This is a genomic window from Cupriavidus alkaliphilus (assembly GCF_014191175.1).
GTDB lineage: Bacteria > Pseudomonadota > Gammaproteobacteria > Burkholderiales > Burkholderiaceae > Cupriavidus > Cupriavidus alkaliphilus.
Genome location: NZ_JACHWE010000001.1, coordinates 354,789 through 376,031 on the forward strand (window position 1 = coordinate 354,789; position 21,243 = coordinate 376,031).

The 21,243-nt window shown below is 68.1% G+C and carries 19 protein-coding genes; 12 read left to right on the forward strand and 7 right to left on the reverse strand.

Features of this window, described 5'->3' with window-relative positions; translation table 11 throughout:
• The first annotated feature begins 9 nt into the window (after positions 1–9).
• The 3 genes from cysD to cobA are packed head-to-tail and all read left to right on the forward strand — an operon-like array spanning position 10 to position 3,144.
• Entirely contained in the window at positions 10–975 is a 966-nt protein-coding gene (gene cysD / locus FHX60_RS01770; RefSeq protein ID WP_092306633.1) for a sulfate adenylyltransferase subunit CysD, read from the forward strand.
• 25 nt (positions 976–1,000) lie between these two features.
• Positions 1,001–2,305 (forward strand): sulfate adenylyltransferase subunit 1, encoded by a 1,305-nt coding sequence (locus FHX60_RS01775; RefSeq protein WP_092306635.1) that lies wholly within the window; start codon positions 1,001–1,003, stop codon positions 2,303–2,305.
• Between the two features lie 38 nt (positions 2,306–2,343).
• A complete protein-coding gene (cobA, locus tag FHX60_RS01780; protein WP_183282387.1) occupies positions 2,344–3,144 on the forward strand; it encodes a uroporphyrinogen-III C-methyltransferase in 801 nt (266 codons plus the stop codon).
• 164 nt (positions 3,145–3,308) lie between these two features.
• Here the strand turns inward: cobA and FHX60_RS01785 are convergent, their stop codons facing one another.
• The 3 genes from FHX60_RS01785 to lptF are packed head-to-tail and all read right to left on the reverse strand — an operon-like array spanning position 3,309 to position 6,018.
• Entirely contained in the window at positions 3,309–3,704 is a 396-nt protein-coding gene (locus FHX60_RS01785) for a sirohydrochlorin chelatase (protein ID WP_183282388.1), read from the reverse strand.
• An 8-nt stretch (positions 3,705–3,712) separates the two neighbouring features.
• Complete coding sequence (gene lptG, locus FHX60_RS01790; RefSeq protein WP_183282389.1) at positions 3,713–4,891, reverse strand: LPS export ABC transporter permease LptG; 1,179 nt, start codon at positions 4,889–4,891, stop codon at positions 3,713–3,715.
• Positions 4,888–6,018, reverse strand: a complete 1,131-nt coding sequence (gene lptF, locus FHX60_RS01795; RefSeq protein ID WP_183282390.1) for an LPS export ABC transporter permease LptF — start codon at positions 6,016–6,018, stop codon at positions 4,888–4,890. The genes lptG and lptF overlap by 4 nt, the downstream gene beginning before the upstream one ends.
• A 187-nt stretch (positions 6,019–6,205) precedes the next feature.
• Here lptF and FHX60_RS01800 point away from each other — a divergent pair, with 187 nt between their 5' ends.
• From FHX60_RS01800 to FHX60_RS01810, 3 genes are read left to right on the forward strand one after another with little or no spacing between them, the layout of a single operon-like run.
• Positions 6,206–7,756 (forward strand): leucyl aminopeptidase, encoded by a 1,551-nt coding sequence (locus tag FHX60_RS01800; RefSeq protein WP_183282391.1) that lies wholly within the window; start codon positions 6,206–6,208, stop codon positions 7,754–7,756.
• 34 nt (positions 7,757–7,790) lie between these two features.
• The gene (locus FHX60_RS01805) at positions 7,791–8,225 is read left to right on the forward strand and encodes a DNA polymerase III subunit chi (RefSeq protein WP_092306647.1); all 435 of its coding nucleotides are present in this window, start codon (positions 7,791–7,793) and stop codon (positions 8,223–8,225) included.
• Positions 8,222–8,722, forward strand: coding sequence for a hypothetical protein (locus tag FHX60_RS01810; protein WP_183282392.1), 501 nt, complete (start codon positions 8,222–8,224; stop codon positions 8,720–8,722). Before FHX60_RS01805 ends, FHX60_RS01810 begins: the two co-directional genes overlap by 4 nt.
• A gap of 127 nt (positions 8,723–8,849) precedes the next feature.
• On the opposite strand, the gene ilvD is transcribed toward FHX60_RS01810, so the two are convergent.
• On the reverse strand, positions 8,850–10,523 hold the full coding sequence (gene ilvD / locus FHX60_RS01815) for a dihydroxy-acid dehydratase (protein WP_183282393.1): 1,674 nt from the start codon (positions 10,521–10,523) through the stop codon (positions 8,850–8,852).
• Positions 10,524–10,821: 298 nt separating this feature from the next.
• On the opposite strand from ilvD, the gene lgt reads away from it, so the two are divergent.
• Positions 10,822–11,640, forward strand: a complete 819-nt coding sequence (gene lgt, locus FHX60_RS01820) for a prolipoprotein diacylglyceryl transferase (protein WP_092306653.1) — start codon at positions 10,822–10,824, stop codon at positions 11,638–11,640.
• A 6-nt stretch (positions 11,641–11,646) separates the two neighbouring features.
• Here lgt and FHX60_RS01825 read toward each other — a convergent pair whose 3' ends face one another.
• Together FHX60_RS01825 and FHX60_RS01830 are read right to left on the reverse strand one after the other, a co-directional pair.
• Entirely contained in the window at positions 11,647–12,666 is a 1,020-nt protein-coding gene (locus FHX60_RS01825) for a M48 family metallopeptidase (protein WP_183282394.1), read from the reverse strand.
• Positions 12,667–12,672: 6 nt separating this feature from the next.
• Positions 12,673–13,758, reverse strand: a complete 1,086-nt coding sequence (locus tag FHX60_RS01830) for a YjgN family protein (protein WP_183282395.1) — start codon at positions 13,756–13,758, stop codon at positions 12,673–12,675.
• A 776-nt stretch (positions 13,759–14,534) separates the two neighbouring features.
• On the opposite strand from FHX60_RS01830, the gene FHX60_RS01835 reads away from it, so the two are divergent.
• The 5 genes from FHX60_RS01835 to FHX60_RS01855 all read left to right on the forward strand — a co-directional run bounded on the left by FHX60_RS01835 (position 14,535) and on the right by FHX60_RS01855 (position 20,400).
• Positions 14,535–15,254 (forward strand): GntR family transcriptional regulator, encoded by a 720-nt coding sequence (locus FHX60_RS01835; RefSeq protein WP_183282396.1) that lies wholly within the window; start codon positions 14,535–14,537, stop codon positions 15,252–15,254.
• A gap of 74 nt (positions 15,255–15,328) precedes the next feature.
• The gene (locus FHX60_RS01840) at positions 15,329–16,762 is read left to right on the forward strand and encodes a malonyl-CoA decarboxylase domain-containing protein (RefSeq protein WP_183282397.1); all 1,434 of its coding nucleotides are present in this window, start codon (positions 15,329–15,331) and stop codon (positions 16,760–16,762) included.
• 165 nt (positions 16,763–16,927) lie between these two features.
• The gene (locus FHX60_RS01845) at positions 16,928–17,938 is read left to right on the forward strand and encodes a Bug family tripartite tricarboxylate transporter substrate binding protein (RefSeq protein WP_092306663.1); all 1,011 of its coding nucleotides are present in this window, start codon (positions 16,928–16,930) and stop codon (positions 17,936–17,938) included.
• Positions 17,939–17,982: 44 nt separating this feature from the next.
• On the forward strand, positions 17,983–18,765 hold the full coding sequence (locus FHX60_RS01850; protein ID WP_183282398.1) for an enoyl-CoA hydratase/isomerase family protein: 783 nt from the start codon (positions 17,983–17,985) through the stop codon (positions 18,763–18,765).
• Positions 18,766–18,846: 81 nt separating this feature from the next.
• The gene (locus FHX60_RS01855) at positions 18,847–20,400 is read left to right on the forward strand and encodes a malonate--CoA ligase (RefSeq protein WP_183282399.1); all 1,554 of its coding nucleotides are present in this window, start codon (positions 18,847–18,849) and stop codon (positions 20,398–20,400) included.
• A gap of 92 nt (positions 20,401–20,492) precedes the next feature.
• Here FHX60_RS01855 and FHX60_RS01860 read toward each other — a convergent pair whose 3' ends face one another.
• Positions 20,493–21,191 (reverse strand): SIMPL domain-containing protein, encoded by a 699-nt coding sequence (locus FHX60_RS01860; RefSeq protein WP_092306668.1) that lies wholly within the window; start codon positions 21,189–21,191, stop codon positions 20,493–20,495.
• Positions 21,192–21,243 lie beyond the last annotated feature (52 nt).

Consider the following 21,243-nt stretch of genomic DNA (forward strand, 5'->3'; position numbering starts at 1 on the left):
CGGAACAAAATGGGCATCATGAACGACATCGCAGAAGCCACCTCGGGCGTGGCGCACCTGTTGCAGGTACAGAACGACCATCTCGACCGCCTGGAAGCGGAATCGATCTACATCATCCGCGAGGTGGTGGCCGAGTGCCGCAACCCGGCGCTGCTGTTCTCGGGCGGCAAGGATTCGATCGTGATGCTGCACCTGGCGCTCAAGGCGTTCCGCCTGGGCGAGCGCAAGATCGAGCTGCCGTTCCCGCTGGTGCATATCGACACGGGCCACAACTACCCGGAAGTGATTGCGTTCCGCGACCAGCGCGTGGCTGAGCTCGGCGCGCGCCTGGTGGTCGGCCATGTCGAGGACTCGATCAAGCGCGGCACCGTGCGCCTGCGCAAGGACACCGATTCGCGCAACGCGGCGCAGGCCGTAACGCTGCTCGAAACCATCGGCGAGCACCAGTTCGACGCGCTGATGGGCGGCGCCCGCCGCGACGAAGAGAAGGCCCGCGCCAAGGAGCGCATCTTCTCGTTCCGCGACGAGTTCGGCCAGTGGGACCCGAAGGCCCAGCGTCCCGAGCTGTGGAGCCTGTACAACGCCCGCATGGCGCAGGGCGAGCAGATGCGCGTGTTCCCGATCTCGAACTGGACCGAGCTGGACGTGTGGCAGTACATCGCCCGCGAGAACCTGGCGCTGCCGCCGATCTACTACGCGCACCAGCGCGAGGTGGTGCGCAAGAACGGCCTGCTGGTGCCGGTCACGCCGATCACGCCCAAGCAGGACGGCGACGTCAGCGAAGTGCTGTCGGTCCGCTTCCGCACCGTCGGCGACATCAGCTGCACCTGCCCGGTGGCCAGCGTGGCCGATTCGCCGGAAGCGATCATCGCCGAGACCGCGGTGACCGAGATCACCGAGCGTGGCGCCACCCGCATGGACGACCAGACCAGCGAAGCTTCGATGGAGCGCCGCAAGAAGGAAGGCTACTTCTAAGCCGCACGCAGCAAAGGATCCAGACATGACTCACCAAGCAACCCACCAAGGCCTGCTGCGCTTCATCACCGCCGGCTCCGTCGACGACGGCAAGAGCACGCTGATCGGCCGCCTGCTGTACGACAGCAAGGCGGTGCTGTCCGACCAGCTGACCGCGCTGGCCAATGCCAAGAACAAGCGCACCGCCGGCGAGCAGATCGACTTCTCGCTGCTGACCGACGGCCTGGAAGCCGAGCGCGAGCAAGGCATCACCATCGACGTGGCCTACCGCTACTTCTCGACCGCGCGCCGCAAGTTCATCATCGCGGATACGCCGGGCCACGAGCAGTACACCCGCAACATGGTCACCGGCGCGTCGACCGCGCATGCGGCCATCGTGCTGGTCGATGCCACCCGCGTGACCGTCACCGACGGCCGCGCCGAACTGCTGGCACAGACCAAGCGCCACTCGGCGATCCTGAAGCTGCTGGAAATCCAGCACGTGATCGTCGCCGTCAACAAGATGGACCTGGTCGACTACAGCGAGCAGAGCTTCAACGAGATCCGCGCCGCCTACGCCGAACTGGCCGAGCAATTGGGCCTGAAGGACGTGCGCTACGTGCCGGTGTCCGCGCTGCGCGGCGACAACATCGTGCACGAGAGCGACGCCATGCCGTGGTACCAGGGCGAGCCGCTGCTGCCGCTGCTGGAAGAGCTGCCGGTGGAAGAAGCCGCGCCCGAGGACGACGCCGCGCTGCGCTTCCCGGTGCAGCTGGTGATCCGCCAGGACGGCTCGCAGTCGGACGACTTCCGCGGCTATGCCGGCCGCGTCGAAGCCGGCACCGTGCGCGTCGGCCAGAAGCTGCGCGTGCTGCCCGCCAACCGCGAAGCGGTGGTGGCCGAAGTGCTGACCCCGAACGGCGCCGCGGCATCGGCCAACGTCGGCGACACGGTCACCGTGCGCCTGGCCGAGGACGTCGATGTATCGCGCGGTGACATGTTCGTCGCCGCCGACGCGACCGCGGCCTCCGCCAAGAAGCTGCAGGCCGACCTGTGCTGGTTCGACGACGAGTCGCTGAACCCGGCGCGCAAGTACGTGCTCAAGCACACCACGGCGAGCGTGTTCGCGCGCGTGTCGGCGGTGGACCGCGTGCTGGACGTGCACACGCTGTCGCACGAGACCGGCCGCCACGACATCCGCCTGAACGATATCGGTTCGGTGCAGATCTCGCTGCAGAAGCCGATCGTGTGCGACGCCTACGGCGATAATCCTGCCACGGGCGCCTTCGTGCTGATCGACGAGGCGACCAATCACACGGTGGCCGCGGGCATGATCCGTGCGTTCTCCTGATCGGTAGCGAACAGGATCGACCGGACAAGGGGTTGGAGATGGGCAAGCAGGCACAGAAGACTTTCGGCAAGGTGTACCTGATCGGGGCAGGCCCCGGGGCGGCAGACCTCATTACGGTGCGTGGTGCACGGCTTTTGGGCGAAGCCCAGGTGGTGCTGCACGACGCGCTGGTGTCGCCGGAGATGCTGGCCTGGTGTCCGCAGGCGGAGCTGGTCGAAGTCGGCAAGCGCTGCGGCCAGCGCTCCACCGCGCAGTTGTTCATCAACCGCCAGATCGTCGACCTGGCCAGCAAGTACGAGCGCGTGGTGCGGCTCAAGGGCGGCGACCCGATGCTGTTCGGCCGCGCCGACGAGGAACTGCAGGCGCTGGAAGCGGCTGGTATCGAGTATGAAGTCGTGCCCGGCATCACCGCCGCACTGGCGGCCGCATCGGCCATCGGCAAGCCGCTGACCAAGCGCGGCGTGTCGCGCAGCGTGGCGTTTGCCACGCAGGCCAAGGCCGCGGATGGCGAGGGTTCGGCCGATATCGAAGCGGCGGTCAGGGCCGACACGCTGGTCTACTACATGGGCCGCGACCAGGCCGCATCGATCGCCGCGCAGCTGATCGCGCACGGCAAGCCCGCGTCGACGCCGGCGTGGGTGGTGGAAGCCGCCACCACGCCGCAACAGCGCAGCCGCGAGTTCACGCTCGGCCAGATGGCGGCCGGTGAGGCGGCGTCGTGGATCGACCCGGTGCAGCCGAGCCTGCTGATGATCGGCGCCGCGCTGGCCGCGCGCGCGACCGAGGCGCCGCGGCAGGAAGCGGGCGTGACGGACGTGCGTACTCCGCGCGCCGCCTGATTTTTCCGGGGCGCGGCGCTGGAAATGCGAGTGTTGTCGCCCCTTTCCCCCGGCCCCTCTCCCGCAAGCGGGAGAGGGGAGAAAACCGACGGCATCGACGCGTCAAAGAAAAAACCCCGTGCGGAAAATCGGCACGGGGTTTTTTCATTGAGGCCGTCAGGACTTCAGGAAGCGGGCGGAGCCCCGGGCAAAGACGCCACGCAATACGCCGCAATCGCCTCCAGCACCGCATCCGACTCGCCCACCGCGGCCGCGCAATGAATGCGCAACCCGGGATGGGCCTGCCGGCACTGGTCGATCAGCGCCGGCAAATCGCGCCGGATATGCCCGCCCTGGCCGAAGAACACCGGCACTACGGTGACCTCGGTCACGCCCTCTGCGGCCAGTTCGGCCAGCGCATCCGCCAGCAGCGGCGACATCAGCTCCAGGAACGCCAGCCGCACCGCGCAGCCGGGCAGGGCGGCCACCAGCTTCTGCTGCAGCCGCTCGAACGGCTCGCGCCAGCGCGCATCGCGCGCGCCGTGCGCGAACAGGACCAGGGCGCGGTCGGGGGCTGCCATGGCCGTGCTCAGTGCCGGTCGACCCAACGCAGCGCCAGCAGCGCCACCATCAGGTAAAGCGTGCCCGGCACCAGCGCCGAGATGATCGGCGGCCAGGTATGCAGCAGGCCGACGTGCGAGAACAGCGTGTTCGACAGGTGGAACGACAGCCCCAGCATGATGCCGCCGAACACCTTGACGCCGACCGCGCCGGCGCGCGCGTGCAGGTAGGCGAACGGCAGCGCCAGCGCCACCATCACGAACAGCGTCAGGGGGTAGATCACCTTCTTCCAGAACGCGATCTCGTAGCGCTGGGTGTCCTGCTTGTTGTCGCGCAGGTGGCGGATATAGCGGAACAGGTCCAGCGTCGACATCCGCTCAGGCGTGACGAGCAGCACCGACAGGATCTGCGGGGTCAGCTCCGAATGCATGGCCACGCGCGGGAACTTGACCTGCTCGGCGCGGAAGTCCGGCGCCAGCGCGTCGCGCGCCGGCGCGGCGGCCGCGGGCTGTGCGCCCTGGGCCTGCGGCGCCAGCTCGACGAAGCGGGTCTCGCTGACGTTCTGCAGCTCCCATGACTGGCCGCCCTGGTAGCGCCCCTCCTGCGCCACGCGGATCACGCGCAGCCGGTACTGGGGGTCGAACTCGTACATGGTGATGCCGGTGATGGTCTGGTCCGGCCGCAGCCCCGCCACGTTGACGAAGCGGGTGATCTCGCCATCGCCGGTGGCATCCTTGTCGCGGTCCTTGACCCAGACCCCGGAGCGGAAGCCCGACGACACTGTGGCGCCGATCGCCTCCAGCTTGACCTTCTGCGCATACTGCTCGGCGCGCGGGCCAATGAACTCGCCAAACAGGAAGGTCACGATCGCCAGCGGCACCGCCAGCTTGAACAGCGAGAACAGCGCCTGGCGCGTGTTCAGGCCGGCCACGCGGAAGATGGTGTATTCGGACTGGCTGGCCAGCTGCGAGAACACATAGATCGCGCTGATCAGCACCGCGATCGGCAGCACCTCGTACACCCGCGTGGGCGCCTGCAGCAGGACGTGGAACAGCGCCACCAGCGAGGTGTACTGGGCGTTGACGTTCTCCAGTTCGTTGAGCATGTCGAAGAACACGAACAGCGACAGCACCGCGAACAGGATGAAGGCGAACACGCCATAGACCAGCCGGCCGAAATAGCGTTCGTAGACGCGCAGGATCCTCATGCCCGGCCTCCGGCGGCGGTCGCGGCATCGCGCTTGCGCAGCCCGAACACGGCGCGCCAGCCACCCAGGCTGCGGTTCTGGCGGTAGCGGAACAGCAGCAGCGCACCCAGGAACACGGCCAGGTGGATCGGCCACCAGGCCAGCCAGAACGGGATCGAGCCGTTGCGCACCCAGGACTGCGACAGGTTGATCAGGTTGCTGTAGGTCAGGTAGATCAGCACGGCGAACACCAGCGGCGTGTAGCGGCCCAGGCGCGGGTTCACGTAGGCCAGCGGGATCGCGATCATGACGAAGTTGAAGGCCAGGATCGGCAGCGAGATGCGCCAGATCAGTTCGCCCAGGTTCTCGCGCGTGGGGTTGCGGATCAGCTCGATGGTGTCGCGGCTCTTGGGCGGCAGCTTGGCCTCGGACTCGGGCGGCTTGTTGTCCACCTTGACCGCGTAGCGCTCGAACTCGACGATGCGGTAGTCGATCTGGCCGGGCGTGCCGGAATAGCGGCGGCCCTTCTCCATCACCACCAGGCGGTCGCCGTTGGGCATGGTCTCGAACTTGCCCTGGTGCGCCAGCGCCACGCCGATCTTGTCGGCTTCGGCATTGGCGACGAAGACATTGCGCGCGTGCTTCATGTCGGGGTCCATGCCCTCGATGAACAGCACGTAGTTGGCCTTGGCCGGCTCGATGAAGCGGCCGGCGGCGATCATCGACATCACCCCGCGCTGCTCGAAGCGGTCGCGGAACAGCGCGCTCTGCTGGTTGGCCCACGGCCAGGCGAACAGGCCGAGCAGCAGCGCCAGCAGGATGAAGGGCGCGGCGAACTGCAGCACCGGCTTGACCAGGTCGCGCAGCGAGATGCCGGCCGAGAACCACACCACCATTTCCGAATCCTTGTACCAGCGCGTCAGCACGATCAGGGTGGAAATGAACAGCGTCGCCGACAGCAGGATCGACAGGTAGCCGATGGTGGCCAGGCCGATCAGCATCAGCACGTCGTTGGGGCTGGCCTTGCCGTTGGCGGCCATCCCCAGGATGCGGATCACGAGCGAGGTGAGCATGAAGGTCAGCATCACCAGGAACACCGCCCCGGCGGTGTAGGCAAGCTCGCGTCGCAGGGCTTGTTGAAGGATCATGCGGGTTCGGTTCCGGGCTGCCGGCCGGAGCGGGCGATGTGCCGTGCGAGGTGCCTGGCAGAACAGCTGGCTGACGGCACAGCGTGCTGTCAACGTGACCGGGGCGTATCAGCGGCGGCAGGTCGCGGGGTAAAAATCGCGGATAATGGAGGCTTTCGTGTCTAACGAGCCCCTGGAAGGAAGCGCGATGGAATTTAGCACAAAAGCCCTGGATTGGAGCAAAGCCGGCCAAAATGGTTTCCTGGCGACCAAGACCGACTGCCTGGTGGTCGGCCTGTTCGAAGGCCAGAACCTCGGCGGCGTCGCCAAGGCCCTCGATGTGGCCACCAAGGGCTTGGTGGGACGGCTGGTCAAGCAGGGCGACTTCGAGGGCAAGCGCGGCACCCACCTGATGCTGCATGAAGTGGCCGGCGTGGGCGCCGCGCGCGTGCTGCTGGTGGGCCTGGGCAAGGAAGCCGATTTCACCGACAAGGCCTTTGCCGATGCGGTGCGCACCGCGGTGCGTGCCTTGTCGTCCACGCGTTCCGCCTCGGCCTTGTGGTGCCTGGCGCAACAGGCGCCGCATCAGCGCGACGTGTCGTGGGCGGTGATCACCACCATCACGCTGGTGCGCGAAGCCGGCTACCGCCTGCTGGAGCGCCATCCGGGCCTGAAGCGCGCCAATGCCCAGAGCGCCGCCAGCGGCAAGCCCAACGGCAACGACAAGGCGTCGCTGCGCAAGGTCGTGATCGCGGTCGACAGCGGCGATGCCCGCGCCGCGACCCAGGCCGCGGTGCGCGGCACCGCCATCGCCAACGGCATGGAGCTGACACGCGACCTCGGCAACCTGCCGTCCAATATCTGCACCCCGACCTACCTGGCCAATACCGCGCGCAATATCGCCAAGCGCCACAAGCTCAAGGCCGAGATCCTCGGGCGCAAGCAGATCGAAGCCCTGAACATGGGCGCGTTCCTGGCCGTGACCAAGGGCAGCGAGGAGCCGCCGCAGTTCATCGTGCTGCGCTACGACGGCGCCGGCGCCAAGCAGGCGCCGGTGGTGCTGGTGGGCAAGGGCATCACCTTCGATACCGGCGGCATCTCGCTCAAGCCGGGCGAAGGCATGGACGAGATGAAGTACGACATGTGCGGCGCGGCCTCGGTGCTGGGCACGATCCAGGCCGTGGCCGAGATGGGCCTGAAGCTCAATGTGGTGGCGGTGGTGCCCACCTGCGAGAACATGCCCAGCGGCATCGCCACCAAGCCGGGAGACGTCGTCACCAGCATGTCGGGCCAGACCATCGAGATCCTGAATACCGACGCGGAAGGCCGCCTGATCCTGTGCGACGCGCTCACCTATGTCGAGCGCTTCAAGCCGGCCGCGGTGGTCGACGTCGCCACCCTGACCGGCGCCTGCATCATCGCGCTCGGCCACGTCAACAGCGGCCTGTACGCGCGCTCCGACGCGCTTGCCGACGCGCTGCTGCAGGCTGGCCGCCGCGCCATGGACAGCGCCTGGCGCATGCCGCTGGACGACGAATACCAGGACCAGCTCAAGTCCAACTTTGCCGACATGGGCAATATCGGCGGCCGCCCGGCCGGCAGCGTCACCGCGGCCTGCTTCCTGGCGCGCTTTACCGAGAAGTACGACTGGGCCCACCTGGACATCGCCGGCACCGCGTGGAAGAGCGGCGCGGCCAAGGGCGCCACCGGCCGTCCGGTGCCGCTGCTGACGCAGTTCCTGATGGACCGCGCCGCCTGAGCGCGGCGCCACTGAGCCAGAGCGGAAACCGTCCATGACGCGCATCGACTTCCACAGCAACGTGCCGGACGTGCTCGGCTATGTCTGCCGGCTGGTCCGCAAGGCCTACGGCGCCGGGCAGAAGGTGGTGATCCACGGCGCGCCGGCGCAGCTTGCGGACCTCGACGCGCGCCTGTGGACCTTCTCCGCGCTGGACTTCCTGCCGCATTGCGGGCTGGAAAGCCCGCATGCGGCGGCGACGCCGATCCTGCTGGCCGCCACCACCGAGGGCGTGCCGCACCACCAGCTGCTGATCAACCTGGCTGACGAAGCGCCGGCGCAGTTTGCCAGCTTCGAGCGGCTGATCGAGGTGGTCGGCGCCGGCGACGCCGCGCGCGAGGCCGGCCGCCAGCGCTACCGCTTCTACCGCGAACGCGGCTATCCGCTGACGCACCACGACATCGGCCAGCCCAAGGGAGACGCCGCATGAGCGAACGCACCACCTCGCGGGTGATCCCGCGGCCGGAACCGCACGACAGCATCCCGCTGCTGACCGAGGTCGTCGACCTGCCGGATGCCGACACCGAAGCGCCGGCGCAGGCGGGCGCTGCGGCGGACGACGGCGTGATCGACACCTTTGGCATGGACGATGCCGGCATGGTGATGCAAGTGGGCGACACCGGGGACGCCGCGCTGGACGACGCGATCGTGCCGGCCCAGCCCGCAGCCGGGACGGACACCGCCACGGACACCGGCGACGACGACCTGCGCGCAGTGCGCACCGAGCTGCTGAGCCGCGTGATGATGCGCTTTCGCACCGAATGGCCGCAGGTGGTGGCGGCCCACACCGAAGCCACGCTGCAGTCCCGGCTGGCGCCGCTGACGGCGCAGCTGGCCAGCGAGCTGACCCAGTCGCTGGAAGCGCGGCTGGTGGAGTGGCTGGACGCGACGCTGGAGGAGATGGAGAAATCGCCGGGAACGGACTGAGGGCTTTCTCCCTTCTTCCGCTTGCGCGAGAGGGCAGCCTCTGCCAGGAGCGAGGGTACTGCAAGCGCTCTGCACACAAAAAAGCCTGCGATACCTCGCAGGCTTTTTGCCATCCGCCGCCCCGCACTCAGTCCGTCACCGCGCCCTTGCTCGCCGTTGACGCCAGCCGCGCGAACTTCGCCAGCACTCCGCGCGTATAGCGCGGCGCGGGTGCTTTCCAGCTGGCGCGGCGCCTGGCCAGTTCTTCTTCCGGCACGTTCAGCTGCAGCAGCAGCTGGTGCGCGTCGATGGTGATCGAGTCGCCCTCCTGCACCAGCGCGATGGTGCCGCCGACGTACGCTTCCGGCGCGACGTGGCCCACCACCATGCCCCAGGTGCCGCCCGAGAAGCGGCCGTCGGTGATAAAGCCGACCGATTCGCCCAGGCCCTTGCCGATGATGGCCGAGGTCGGCGCCAGCATTTCCGGCATGCCGGGGCCGCCCTTGGGGCCGAGGTAGCGCAGCACCAGGATGTCGCCGGCGTTGATGCGGTCGGCCAGGATCGCGTCCATCGCGCTTTGCTCGTCCTCGAACACGCGCGCCGGTCCGGTGATGACCGGGTTCTTCAGGCCGGTGATCTTGGCGACCGCGCCTTCTTCGGCGAGGTTGCCCTTGAGGATGGCCAGGTGGCCCTCGGCGTAGAGCGCCCGCTCGATCGGCAGGATCACGTCCTGGTCGGCGCGCGGGGCGTCGGGCACGTGCTCGAGTTCCTCGGTCAGGGTGCGGCCGGTGATGGTAATGCAGTCGCCGTGCAGCAGGCCGGCCTTGAGCAGGATCTTCATCACCTGCGGGATGCCGCCGGCGCGGTGCAGGTCGGTTGCCACGTACTGGCCCGAGGGCTTGAGGTTGCAGAGGACCGGCACCTTGCGGCGGATGCGCTCGAAGTCGTCGATGGTCCATTCCACCTCGGCGGCATGCGCGATCGCCAGGTAGTGCAGCACCGCGTTGGTGGAGCCGCCGGTGGCCATGATCAGCGCCACCGCGTTCTCGATCGACTTGCGCGTGATGATGTCGCGCGGCTTGAGATCCCGCTTGACGGCCTCGACCAGCACGCGCGCCGATGCGGCGGCGCTGTCGACCTTTTCCTGGTCCGGATTGGCCATGGTCGACGAATACAGCAGCGACATGCCCAGCGCCTCGAACGACGAGCTCATGGTGTTGGCGGTATACATGCCGCCGCACGAGCCGGTGGACGGGCAGGCGTTCCGTTCCACCCCTTCAAAGTCTTCCTCGCTCATGCGTCCCGCGGTGAACTCGCCGACGGCCTCGAACGACGACACGATGGTCAGGTCCTTGCCCTTCCAGTGGCCCGGCTTGATGGTGCCGCCGTAAACGTAGATGCCCGGCACGTTGGTGCGCGCCAGCGCGATCATGCCGCCCGGCATGTTCTTGTCGCAGCCGCCGATCACCACCACGCCGTCCATCCACTGGCCCTGGGCCGCGGTCTCGATGCAGTCGGCGATGACCTCGCGCGAGATCAGCGAGTACTTCATGCCCTCGGTGCCCATCGACATGCCGTCCGAAATGGTGGGCGTGCCGAACACCTGCGGGTTGGCGCCGGCGGCCCGGATCGCCTCGATGGCCGCGTCGGCCAGGCGCTGCAGGCCGGCATTGCACGGAGTGATGGTCGAATGGCCGTTGGCGATGCCCACCATCGGCTTGTCGAAGTCCTCCTTCTGGTAGCCGAGCGCGTAGTACATCGAGCGGTTGGGGGAGCGCGCCACGCCTTGCGTGATGTGCCGGGAGCGCTTGTTGAATGCCATGGTGGGAGTCTCCGGGATCCTTGTTATATGCCGCCGCGGGCGCGCGGCGGGCGCTGTGATGGGGCAAGAATGACGCGTGCGTTTTGGCGTGTCAAATGGATTGTTCGGGCGCCGGCGGGCGCTGGTCCCGGGTGCCGCCGCGCCGGGCGCCGCGGGGATTTGTGACATCATTACGGGCTACGATGCGTGCGCGGACCTGGCGTTGGCATTGCCGTGCAACCTTCGCCGCACCCGCGCGTCTTACCTGGCGCCGCACGGCCGGCGCCGCCGCCGCCTCACAACCACCATTCACGTCAACATGCTGATTCATCCCCAGTTCGACCCGGTTGCCATCCACCTGGGCCCGCTTGCGATCCGCTGGTACGGGCTGATGTACCTGGCCGGGTTCGTCATGTTCCTGTGGTTCGGGCGCCTGCGCATCCGCCAGCCGCATATCGCCGCCAAGGGCTGGACCACGCGCGACCTCGACGACATGCTGTTCTTCGGCGTGCTGGGCGTGATCCTGGGCGGGCGGCTCGGCTACGTGCTGTTCTACAAGCCGTCGTACTACCTGTCGCATCCGATGGAGATCTTCAAGGTATGGGAGGGCGGCATGGCCTTCCATGGCGGCTTTCTTGGCGTGGTGGTGGCGATGTGGCTGTTCGGCCGGCTGCGCCGGCGCCACTGGATGGAAGTGACCGATTTCATCGCGCCGATGATCCCCTGCGGGCTGGCCGCCGGGCGCATCGGCAACTTCATCAACGGCGAGCTGTGGGGGCGCGCCACCGATCTGCCGTGGGGCATGATCTTCCCGCAGGCCGGCGACAACATCCCGCGCCATCCGTCGCAGCTCTACCAGTTTGCCGGCGAGGGCGTGGCGCTGTTCATCCTCCTGTGGCTGTTCGCGCGCAAGCCGCGGCCGATGGGCGCGGTGTCGGGCGTCTTCCTGATCGGCTACGGCGCGTTCCGCTTCGCCGCCGAATTCGCGCGCGAGCCCGACAACTTCCTGGGCCTGCTGGCGCTGAAGCTATCGATGGGGCAGTGGCTGAGCCTGCCGATGATCCTGGCGGGCATTGCCATGGTGATCTGGGCCTACCGCCGCCAGCCCGGCGCCGGCGCACCGCAGCCGGCGGCCTGAGCCAGGCTATTTGCCGGCGCGGCGCAGCGCGTCGATGCGCGCCTGGGTATGCGGGTGCGTGGACAGGAAGTCTTCGGCAGGGTCTGCGCCGGCATCGGCCGGCTTGCCTTCGCGCTGCTCCAGCGCGACCAGCACGTCGGCCAGCGCCGCCGGGGGCAGGCCGTTGCGCTGCATGATCTCGATCGCATAGGCATCGGCCTCGCGCTCGTGGTCGCGTGAATAGCGCAAGGTCAGCATGGCGGCAGGCACGCCCGCCAGCACCGAAGAGATATCGCCGAACAGGTAGGCCGACAGCGCGGCCAGTGCCGATCCCTGGATCACCTGCTGCAGACCGTGGCGTCGCGCCACGTGGCCCGCTTTGTGGGCCAGCACCCCCATCAGGCCGGCGCCGCTGCCCGCCAGGCGCACCAGTTCGTCGGTGACGATGATGGTGCCGCCCGGCAAGGCCAGCGCATTGGCGCCGATTTCGCCGCCCTGGCGGAACAGGATCTGGTAGTCGTGCGCGGTATCGCGCGGGCGCCGCAGCGCCGCGAAGCCGGCGCGGATGCGGGCCTGCTCGGCGGCCGGCAGCTGCGTCGGCGCAAGCATGCCGTTGTCCAGGCTCTCCAGCGTCAGCTGGCCGAGCCGGGCCTCCAGTTCGGCTGGCACCGCGCGTGCCATCATGCCCGCGCCCCACGGCAGCAAGACGTAATAGCCCAGCACCAGCACCGCCACCAGCGCCGCCACGGCCAGGCCGGCCAGGCGCCAGCTGTTCTGCGCGCGCGCCACCAGGCCGTCGCGATGGCCGGTGGCGGCCAGCATCTGGTCGAAGGCGGCATGGTCGGTGACCTCGCAGAAGGCGCCGTCGGCGAAGGTGACCAGCCGCGGCGCGCGGCGCACGCGCTCCGACACGCGCAGCTGCGACAGCGGCGCGCGCCGCAATTCGGTGCCGTCGGCGTCGCGCAGCACGGCCTGCTGCGCCTCCACGGCGAGCGTGGCCGGATGCGCGCGCGACGAGCGCCCGTCGAAGAAGGTGACCGGGACCATGGCGCGTCAGAGCGCGATGTCGATGTCGTACCAGTCTACCGCCGCGTCGCCCAGCGCGCCCACTTGCTGGGCTGCGCCGGCGACGAAGCTGTCGAGCGGGCCCGCCGCGAGCAGGGTCACGCACTGCAGCCGGTAGCGCGTGGCGCGCACGCGCGCGAACGGCAGGAACAGGCCAAGCGTCAGCGCGATTGCAATCAGGTTGGTGACAAAGATAAAGACCATGCGCGCGGCGCTGACTTCGCTGCGGAACGCGTGCGGCGCCAGCGTGGTGTGGCTCCACACCACGTTCTGCAGCCGCGCCATCAGGTAGGGGCTGACCGACAGCATGCCCAGGTAGAAGCCGGCGATGCCGAAGCCAAGCAGCGCCGCCGCGCCGAAATTGCCGATCCCCGGCGCCATCACGAAGCCGGCCACGGCCATCGCCAGGGTGCCCGCCAGCACCACGCCGAAGGCGCGCAGGTAGGCCCGGTAGAAATCGCCCGCGCCGGCGTGGAAGCCGAACGGTGCGGTGCCGAAGCGGGTGTGGTTGTGCTGGTAGCGCTTGAAGCGCTGGTGCGCCAGCGGCCCCAGCAAACCCAGTGTGGCCACCGCGGCCAGCGGCCACAGCACGAAGACCCGGTAGGCCTCGGCATCGCCGCCGGTGAAGCCGAAGCGCAGCCCGCGGTAGCTGGAGTTGGCCATGCGGAAGCGCAGCGAGCGCACCAGCAGCAACGGGAACACCGCCAGCAGCACCAGCAGCATCGCCAGCGCCAGGAACGGCGAGAAGGTCGACGCGAACTGGAACGCGATCACCAGCCCGAACACGATGGCCCGGCCCTTGAGGATCGCCGACGGCTTGCCGTGGTAGTCGAAGCTGGCGCCGTCCAGCCGCGTATTGCGATAGAAGTACTGCAGCGTGCGCACCTTGGCCCAGGCGGAATAGATGCCCAGGGTGACGATGGTCAGCAGCGCATTGACGATCCAGATCCGGAAATACTCCGAGCCCGATCCGGTGAAGCTCAGCCCGAGCGGCCGCAGCGCTGCAGCGCGAGGGCCGGTGGGGGCTGCCGGTTCAGCCGGGGTGTCCAGGGTGAAATCGCTGCCAGCTTGCATGGCGTGAGCTCCAGATTGAGATGCGATGGATACAGGAAAACCGGCGGGACGCCGTTAAGGGAAGCCGCGGTGGCCGGCACCTGTTTCAAAAACGCAACGATGGCAATTCAGGTAATTGCGGCGACGGCCTCACATTCTGGCACCGATAAATATCGCCGACGGCACAATTTGCATGGCAGCGCGCCGCCAGTCTATGCCGCAAGGTCGACACCATGGAAAACCCTCGTAACACTTTGGAAACATCCTGTTACACTGATCTCATCCTGTAACAAATTTCGGTTCGGTGCCATCCATAAAATCAAGGGCTTAGCCCGACTGGCACGTAAATCGCTAGTAGGATTGTTACAAGATGAGCGGCGAGCCACAGCCGCCGACGGCAGTGCCAGGGGGGAGTACGGCTCTTCGGGTCGAGAGTTACGCTAGCCGCGCTGCACGGATCAAAGGGCACGGGAAAATCCACGCGCTTTGGCGCGTTTGCAACAGGGGTGGCGCGGGGCCAGCGCCAGGTCAATCCATGGACCCACGCGACGGATGCATTCGTATCCGCCAGCGATGAATCACGCAGTACAGCAGTTCTTTTCAGGCGCGGGCGTCTCCTTGCGGGGAGGCAAGGGACGCCCGCCGCACCTCATCACATCATTCCCGCTCAATCAGCGCGCCCGACCTTGCGGCGCACCATCGAAAGTCCTTGTATCGTTCGCGTCCTAATCCATAATTATGAATTATGGGATCCGGTGCACACGCCATTGGATCCTCCGCGCGATACAGGAGGAGGCATGCGCATCGTCCAGCAGGCGCTGTATCTGGAAGTGGCAGACCGGCTGCGCGCCATGATCGACGCGCATACGCTGGTGCCGGGCGCATGGATCGACGAAAGCGCGATGGCCGAAACGCTGGGCATCTCGCGCACGCCGCTGCGCGAGGCGCTCAAGGTGCTTGCCGCCGAAGGCCTGGTGCGGCTGGAGCCGCGCCGCGGCTGTTTCGTCAATGAACTGTCCGAGCAGGACCTCGACGAGATTTTTCCGCTGATGGCGCTGCTCGAAGGGCGCTGCGCCTACGAGGCCGCCTGCAACGCCACCCGCGCCGACCTCGACGCGCTCGACGGCCTGCACGCCGACCTGGCGCGCTATGCGCAGGCCGGCGATATCGACGCCTACTACGAGACCAACGCCCAGATCCATGAAGCGATCCAGCGGCTGGCGGGCAACCGCTGGCTGAGCGGGCTGATCAGCGACCTGCGCAAGGTGCTGCGGCTGTCGCGCCACAAGAGCCTGAAGCTGCCGGGGCGGATCCACGAATCCTGCGCCGAGCACCTGAGCGTGTTTGCCGCGCTCAAGGCGCGCGACCCGGAAGGTGCCGAAGCCATGATGAAGACCCACTTGCTGCGCCAGCGCGGCGCGCTGCAGGCGCTCGATGCCGGCGGCGCCGCGCTGGCGGCGGACGTCAAGGCCGTGCGTGCCCCGCCGGCCTTGCGCGTGGCGAGCGCGGAAGACTAGCTCCCGCACCCCGCTACGCCACGCCAGTCAGAGTTTCCCCCACGTTCACATCGATGCATCAAGGCAGGTACCGCATGAACTCCTTCGATACGGGTGACCAGAAGATCAGCGCGCCGCTGGGCGAGAGCGAGCCGTCCAGTTCCAATATCCTGTCGCGGCTGGGCCGCTGGTGGGGGCGCAAGGGCGAGGTCGACGCCAAGGCCAATGGCGATGCCACGGCCGTCACGCTGGCCGATGGCGAGGCGCCGCTGCCGGCGCGGGTGGTGCGCCGCCAGCGCGAGCAACTGCGCCTGTGCTTCGATGCGCGCCTGACCGACGGCGCCGCCAATGCCGCCGCGCAGGCCTGGCAGGCCGAATACGAAGCCGCCGGCGAGGCCACGCGCCGCGGCATGCTGGCGGTGCTGGCCGAGGTGGCCAGCAGCGGCAGCGAAGACACCGCAGCCGAGGGCGACAAGGGCACGCGCGCGGGCCAGGCGCAGTCCAACGCCCGCATCCGCTTCTTCAAGCGGCTGGCCGCGCTGCATGGCCAGCGCGGCAACAGCGCCTGCGGCCTGCACTTCCTGATCCAGCTGCGCGCCGACATGCTGCGCTGGCAGCGCCGCATGCCCGGGCTGCGACCGCTCGACGATGACCTCGAGGCCTTGTTTTCCAACTGGTTCGACGTCGGCCTGCTGGAGCTGCAGCCGATCACCTGGGACTCGCCCGCGTCGCTGCTGGAAAAGCTGATCCGCTACGAGGCCGTGCACGAGATCGCCTCGTGGACTGACCTGCGCAACCGGCTCGATTCCGACCGCCGCTGCTACGCCTTCTTCCACCCGCGCATCCCGCGCGAGCCGCTGATCTTCGTCGAGGTGGCCTTCGCCCCGGAGATGGCCGCCGACGTCCACACCCTGCTGGACGAAGCCGCGCCGCTGGAAGACCTGCGCCGCGTCAAGTGGGCGATCTTCTATTCAATCAGCAATACCCAGGCGGGGCTGCGCGGCGTCAGCTTCGGCAATTTCCTGCTCAAGCGCGTGATCGAGGAAGTGCAGCGCGAATTCCCGAAAGTGAAGCAGTTCGCCACGCTGTCGCCGATCCCCGGGTTTGCCGACTGGCTGCGCAAGCAGGACGGCGAAGCCGTGGCGCGCGTGCTGGGCGACAAGCGGCTGGCGCGCTGGAGCGAGCGGCACGGCAATGCGCCCGCCGACGGCGCGGCGTGGCTGGAGGCGCTGGCGCCGGATGCCGCCGATGCCGTGGTGCGCGACACCGCGCTGACCCTGGCCGCGCATTTCCTGGTGCGCGAACGCAACCAGTCGATGCCGGCCGACCCGGTGGCGCGTTTCCACCTTGGCAACGGCGCCTGCGTGGAGCGGCTCAACTGGGGCGCAGACCTGTCGCGCAAGGGCCGCAGCCAGAGCTGCGGCATGATGGTCAATTACCTTTACGTGCCCGAGGCGCTGGATGACAATCTGGCACGCCTGGGCGCAGGCAACCCGCGCATCAGCCGCAGCGTCGGGAAGCTGCTGTGATCCTGGTCCGGTCACGGCAATCGCCCTTGCCCTCGTGCCGGCGCCGCCGCGCGCGCCGTGTCGTTTTGACGGGAGCCCTGTCGTAGAAGCAAAGCCGGCCGCGCTGCGTCCCTGCGGACGCGCGCGGCGATCAGATTGACTTTCCAGAAGAGAGAGGAGACAAAGATGAATCGTCGTCAGTTCAGCCTGGCCGCGTGCGCGCGCGCAGCGGGCCTGGTCCTTGGCGTGGCCGGCATCGGTGCCGGCGCCATGCTGGCCGCCCCGGCGCACGCCGATACCTGGCCGTCCAAGCCGGTCACCGTGATCGTGCCGTTCCCCGCCGGCGGCGGCACCGATGCCTTCGCGCGCCCGCTCACCGCGCAGCTGTCCAAGCAGTTGGGCAAGCAGTTCGTGATCGACAACCGCGGCGGCGCCGGCGGCACGGTCGGCGCCAGCCTCGCGTCCAAGGCCGCGCCGGACGGCTACACCGTGTTTATCGGCGGCGCCCACCACGCCATCGCGCCGTCGTTCTACAAGAAGCTGGACTACGACATCGAGAAGGATTTCATTCCGGTCACGGTGATCGCGCAGCCGCCGCAGGTGGTGGTGGTCAATCCCAACCGCGTCAAGGCCAATACGCTGCAGGAGCTGATCGCCTACGCCCGCGCCAACCCCGGCAAGCTGAACTACGGCTCGGCCGGCAACGGTTCGTCGCACCACCTGGCGGGCGAGCTGTTCAAGATCCAGACCAAGACCTTCATCACCCATATCCCGTACAAGGGCGCCGGCCCGGCACTGTCCGACCTGATCGCGGGCCAGGTCGACCTGATGTTCGACGGCCTCGGCTCGTCGGCGCAGCATATCCGCGCGGGCCGTATCAAGGCGCTGGCGGTGGCGTCGACCAAGCGCTCGCCCGCTTTCCCCAACGTGCCGACCGCGGCCGAGGCCGGCGTGCCCAACTACGAGGTGTCGACCTGGTACGCGATGTGGGTGCCCAAGGGCACGCCGAAAGACATTGTCGACCGCCTCTACGCCGAGACCGAGAAGGCGCTGAACACGCCGGAGCTGAAGCAGGTCTGGCTGAACAACGGTTCGGAAACGCCGGCGTTCACGCCGGAGCAGTTCGGCCAGTTCCAGCACGCCGAGATCCGCCGCTGGGCCCAGGTGGTGCAGCAGTCCGGCGCCAAGATGGACTGACGCAACGTTATGCCTATGCCGATCCGAACCCGGGGGATGCGCCCATGAGCGGCACCGTGCGTTTTGCCACGCAGGGCACCACCGCCACCGTGACGCTGGCGCACGCGGGCAAGCTCAACGCCATTTCCGCGCAGATGTGGCGCGAGCTGGCGGCGGGCTTTGCGCGCCTGTCGGCGGATACCTCGCTGCGCTGCGTGGTGGTGCGCGGCGCCGACGGCAACTTTGCCGCCGGCGCCGACATTGCCGAGTTTCCCGCCGAGCGCGGCGACCAGGCCGCGGTGCGCCACTACCACATGGCCACCATCGCGCCCGCGCTGGCGGCGGTGGCGCAATGCACGCACCCCACCGTGGCGATGATCGAAGGCGTGTGCGTGGGCGGCGGGCTGGAAATCGCCTGCCATTGCGACCTGCGCATCGCCGCGTCGGACAGCCGCTTCGGCGTGCCGATCAACCGGCTGGGCTTCCCGATGGCGCCCGGCGAGCTGCAAGGCCTGCTGGCGCTGGCGGGCCGCGCCGCGGCGCTCGAGATCTTGCTCGAAGGCCGCGTCTTCGATGCCGCCGAGGCGCGCGACAAAGGCCTGCTGACGCGCGTGGTCGAGCCGGCCGCGCTGGCCGCCGAGGTCGACGCCACGGTTCGCCGCATTGCCGCCGGCGCGCCCGCCGCGGCGCGCATCAACAAGGCCACCATCCATCGGCTGGCGCCATCGCCGGCGCCGCTGTCGCCGGCCGACCTGGACGCCCATTTCGCCTATGCCGAAGGCGCGGACCACGCCGAAGGCGTCGCGGCCTTCCTGGCGCGCCGGCCACCACGGTTTCGCGGGGAGTAGGGCGCGCCGACGGCACTGCTTCCCAACATCGATGACTTCGCTTTTCAGCCCGCTTTTTCAGTCTTTCGTTCGCTCCCTGCCATGAACGCCAACCTGTTCGCCCTGTTCGCATCCCGCTTCCCCGCTGACCGTACCGCCTGCTGCATCGAGACACACGATGGCCTGTACTACAGCTGGGACGACCTTGACCGCGCCACCGCCAAGCTGGCCAACCTGCTGGCATCGCTGCACCTGCCCGAAGGCGCGCGCGTGGCGGTGCAGGTGGAAAAATCCCCCGAAGCGCTGTTCCTGTACCTGGCCACGCTGCGCGCGGGCTATGTCTACCTGCCGCTGAACACGGCCTACCAGGAGGCCGAGATCGATTACTTCGTCGGCAACGCCGAGCCGTCGGTGGTGGTCTGCAGCAGCAAGAATTTCGGCTGGGTCTCGAAGGTGGCGTTCCGCCACGGCGTGAACCATGTGTTTACGCTGGACGACGACCGCAGCGGCTCGCTGCTGTCGCGCGCGGCGGGCAAGCCCGATACCTTCGAGACGGTGGCGCGCGCCGACGATGACCTCGCGGCCATCCTCTATACCTCCGGCACCACCGGCCGCAGCAAGGGCGCGATGCTGACCCATCGCAACCTCGCCTCCAATGCGCAGACGCTGCATGACTTCTGGGGCTGGCGCAGCGACGACGTGCTGCTGCACATGCTGCCGATCTTCCATGTGCACGGCCTGTTCGTCGCGTCGCATGGCGCGCTGCTGGCGGGCGCCAAGATGATCTGGGCGCCGAAGCTCGACATGGCGCAAGTGCTGAAATTCCTGCCGCGCTGCACCGTGATGATGGGCGTGCCGACCCACTACGTGCGCATGCTGCAGGAGCCGCGCTTCGACGACGACACCTGCCGCCGCATGCGCCTGTTCGTGTCGGGTTCGGCGCCGCTGCTGCTGGAAACCTTCGACGCCTTCCGCGAGCGCACCGGCCATACCATCCTGGAACGCTACGGCATGAGCGAGACCGTGATGCTGGTATCGAACCCGTATGACCCGGCGCTGGGCGAGCGCATCGGCGGCACCGTGGGCATGCCGCTGCCGGGCGTGTCGGTGCGCGTGGTCGACGGCGAAGGCAAGGCCTGCGCGCCGGGCGAGATCGGCAATGTCGAAGTGCAGGGGCCGAACGTGTTCAAGGGCTACTGGCGCATGCCGGAGAAGACCAGGGAAGAGTTCACCGACGACGGCTGGTTCAAGACCGGCGACGTCGGCCGCTTCGGCGGCGCCATCGTCACCCAGGCCGGCGAGCGCACGGTGCCGGACCACTACCTGACGATCGTCGGACGCAGCAAGGACCTGATCATCTCGGGCGGCTACAACGTCTACCCGAAGGAAATCGAAAGCTTTATCGACGAGATGCCGGGCGTGGCCGAGAGCGCCGTGATCGGCGTGCCGCACGCGGATTTCGGCGAGGCGGTGGTGGCGGTGGTGGTGCGCAAGCCCGGTGCCGACATCGACGAGGGGGCGCTGATCGGCACGCTCAAGGGCCGCATCGCCAACTTCAAGGTGCCCAAGCGGGTGCACGTGGTGGACGAACTGCCGCGCAATACCATGGGCAAGGTGCAGAAGAACGTGCTGCGGGAACAGTTCGCGGTGCTTTGACTTCCGGAAGCTGAGGGTTTGCTCCCCTCTCCCGCTTGCGGGAGAGGGAGTACACCGTCGCAAGACGGGTCGTCTCGTTTACTCCAACATCCTTACTTCAGCATCTGCACCGACCCGTTCACCGACACCGTGACCTGGGTCTTGCCGCCTTCGACCGGCACCGGCACCGCGGCGTCGGCCATCATGGCCTTGGCGGCGCCGTACATGCGCGGCACCGGCGGCACCATGCCGGTCTCGTTCACACTGACTTCGCGGATGGTAAAGCTGTTGTAGCCGAACAGCCTGGTGGTGGCCTGCGCCTTGCTGCGGAACGAGGCGATGGCCTGCTCGGCGAGCTTGGCTTCGGCGGCCTCGCGCGCTTCGCGCGACAGCGAGAAGGCGATGTTCTGCACCTGCATCTGGCTGGCCAGCTCGCCCGCGAGCTTGGACACCGCCGAGAAGTCGCGCGACTTCAGGATGACCTCCGAGCGCCCGCGCCAGGTGCTGATGCGGCCGTTGCGGTCGGTGCTGGGGTGGATGGTGAAGCCGCCGGATTCGGCGGTCACGCCCTGCACGCGGCGCGCCTGCGTGATGACGGCCTGGGTCCGGCTCGACAGGCCCGAGGAGATCGCGGCCGGTTCCGCGCCTTCCTGCTCCGCGGCCAGCGTCAGGTGCACGATATCGGTCGGCACTTCGGTGACGGCCTGCGCGGTCAGCGACAGCACGCCCGACGGCGTTTCCGTGGGACCGCCGTGGGCCGAGGCGACGACGGCGGTGGTGCCGAGCAGGGTGGCGGCGAGCCATTGTTTCATGTGGTTCTCCCAATCAAACGTGATGGGTATCAGACGTGGCCGCAGGCGCGAT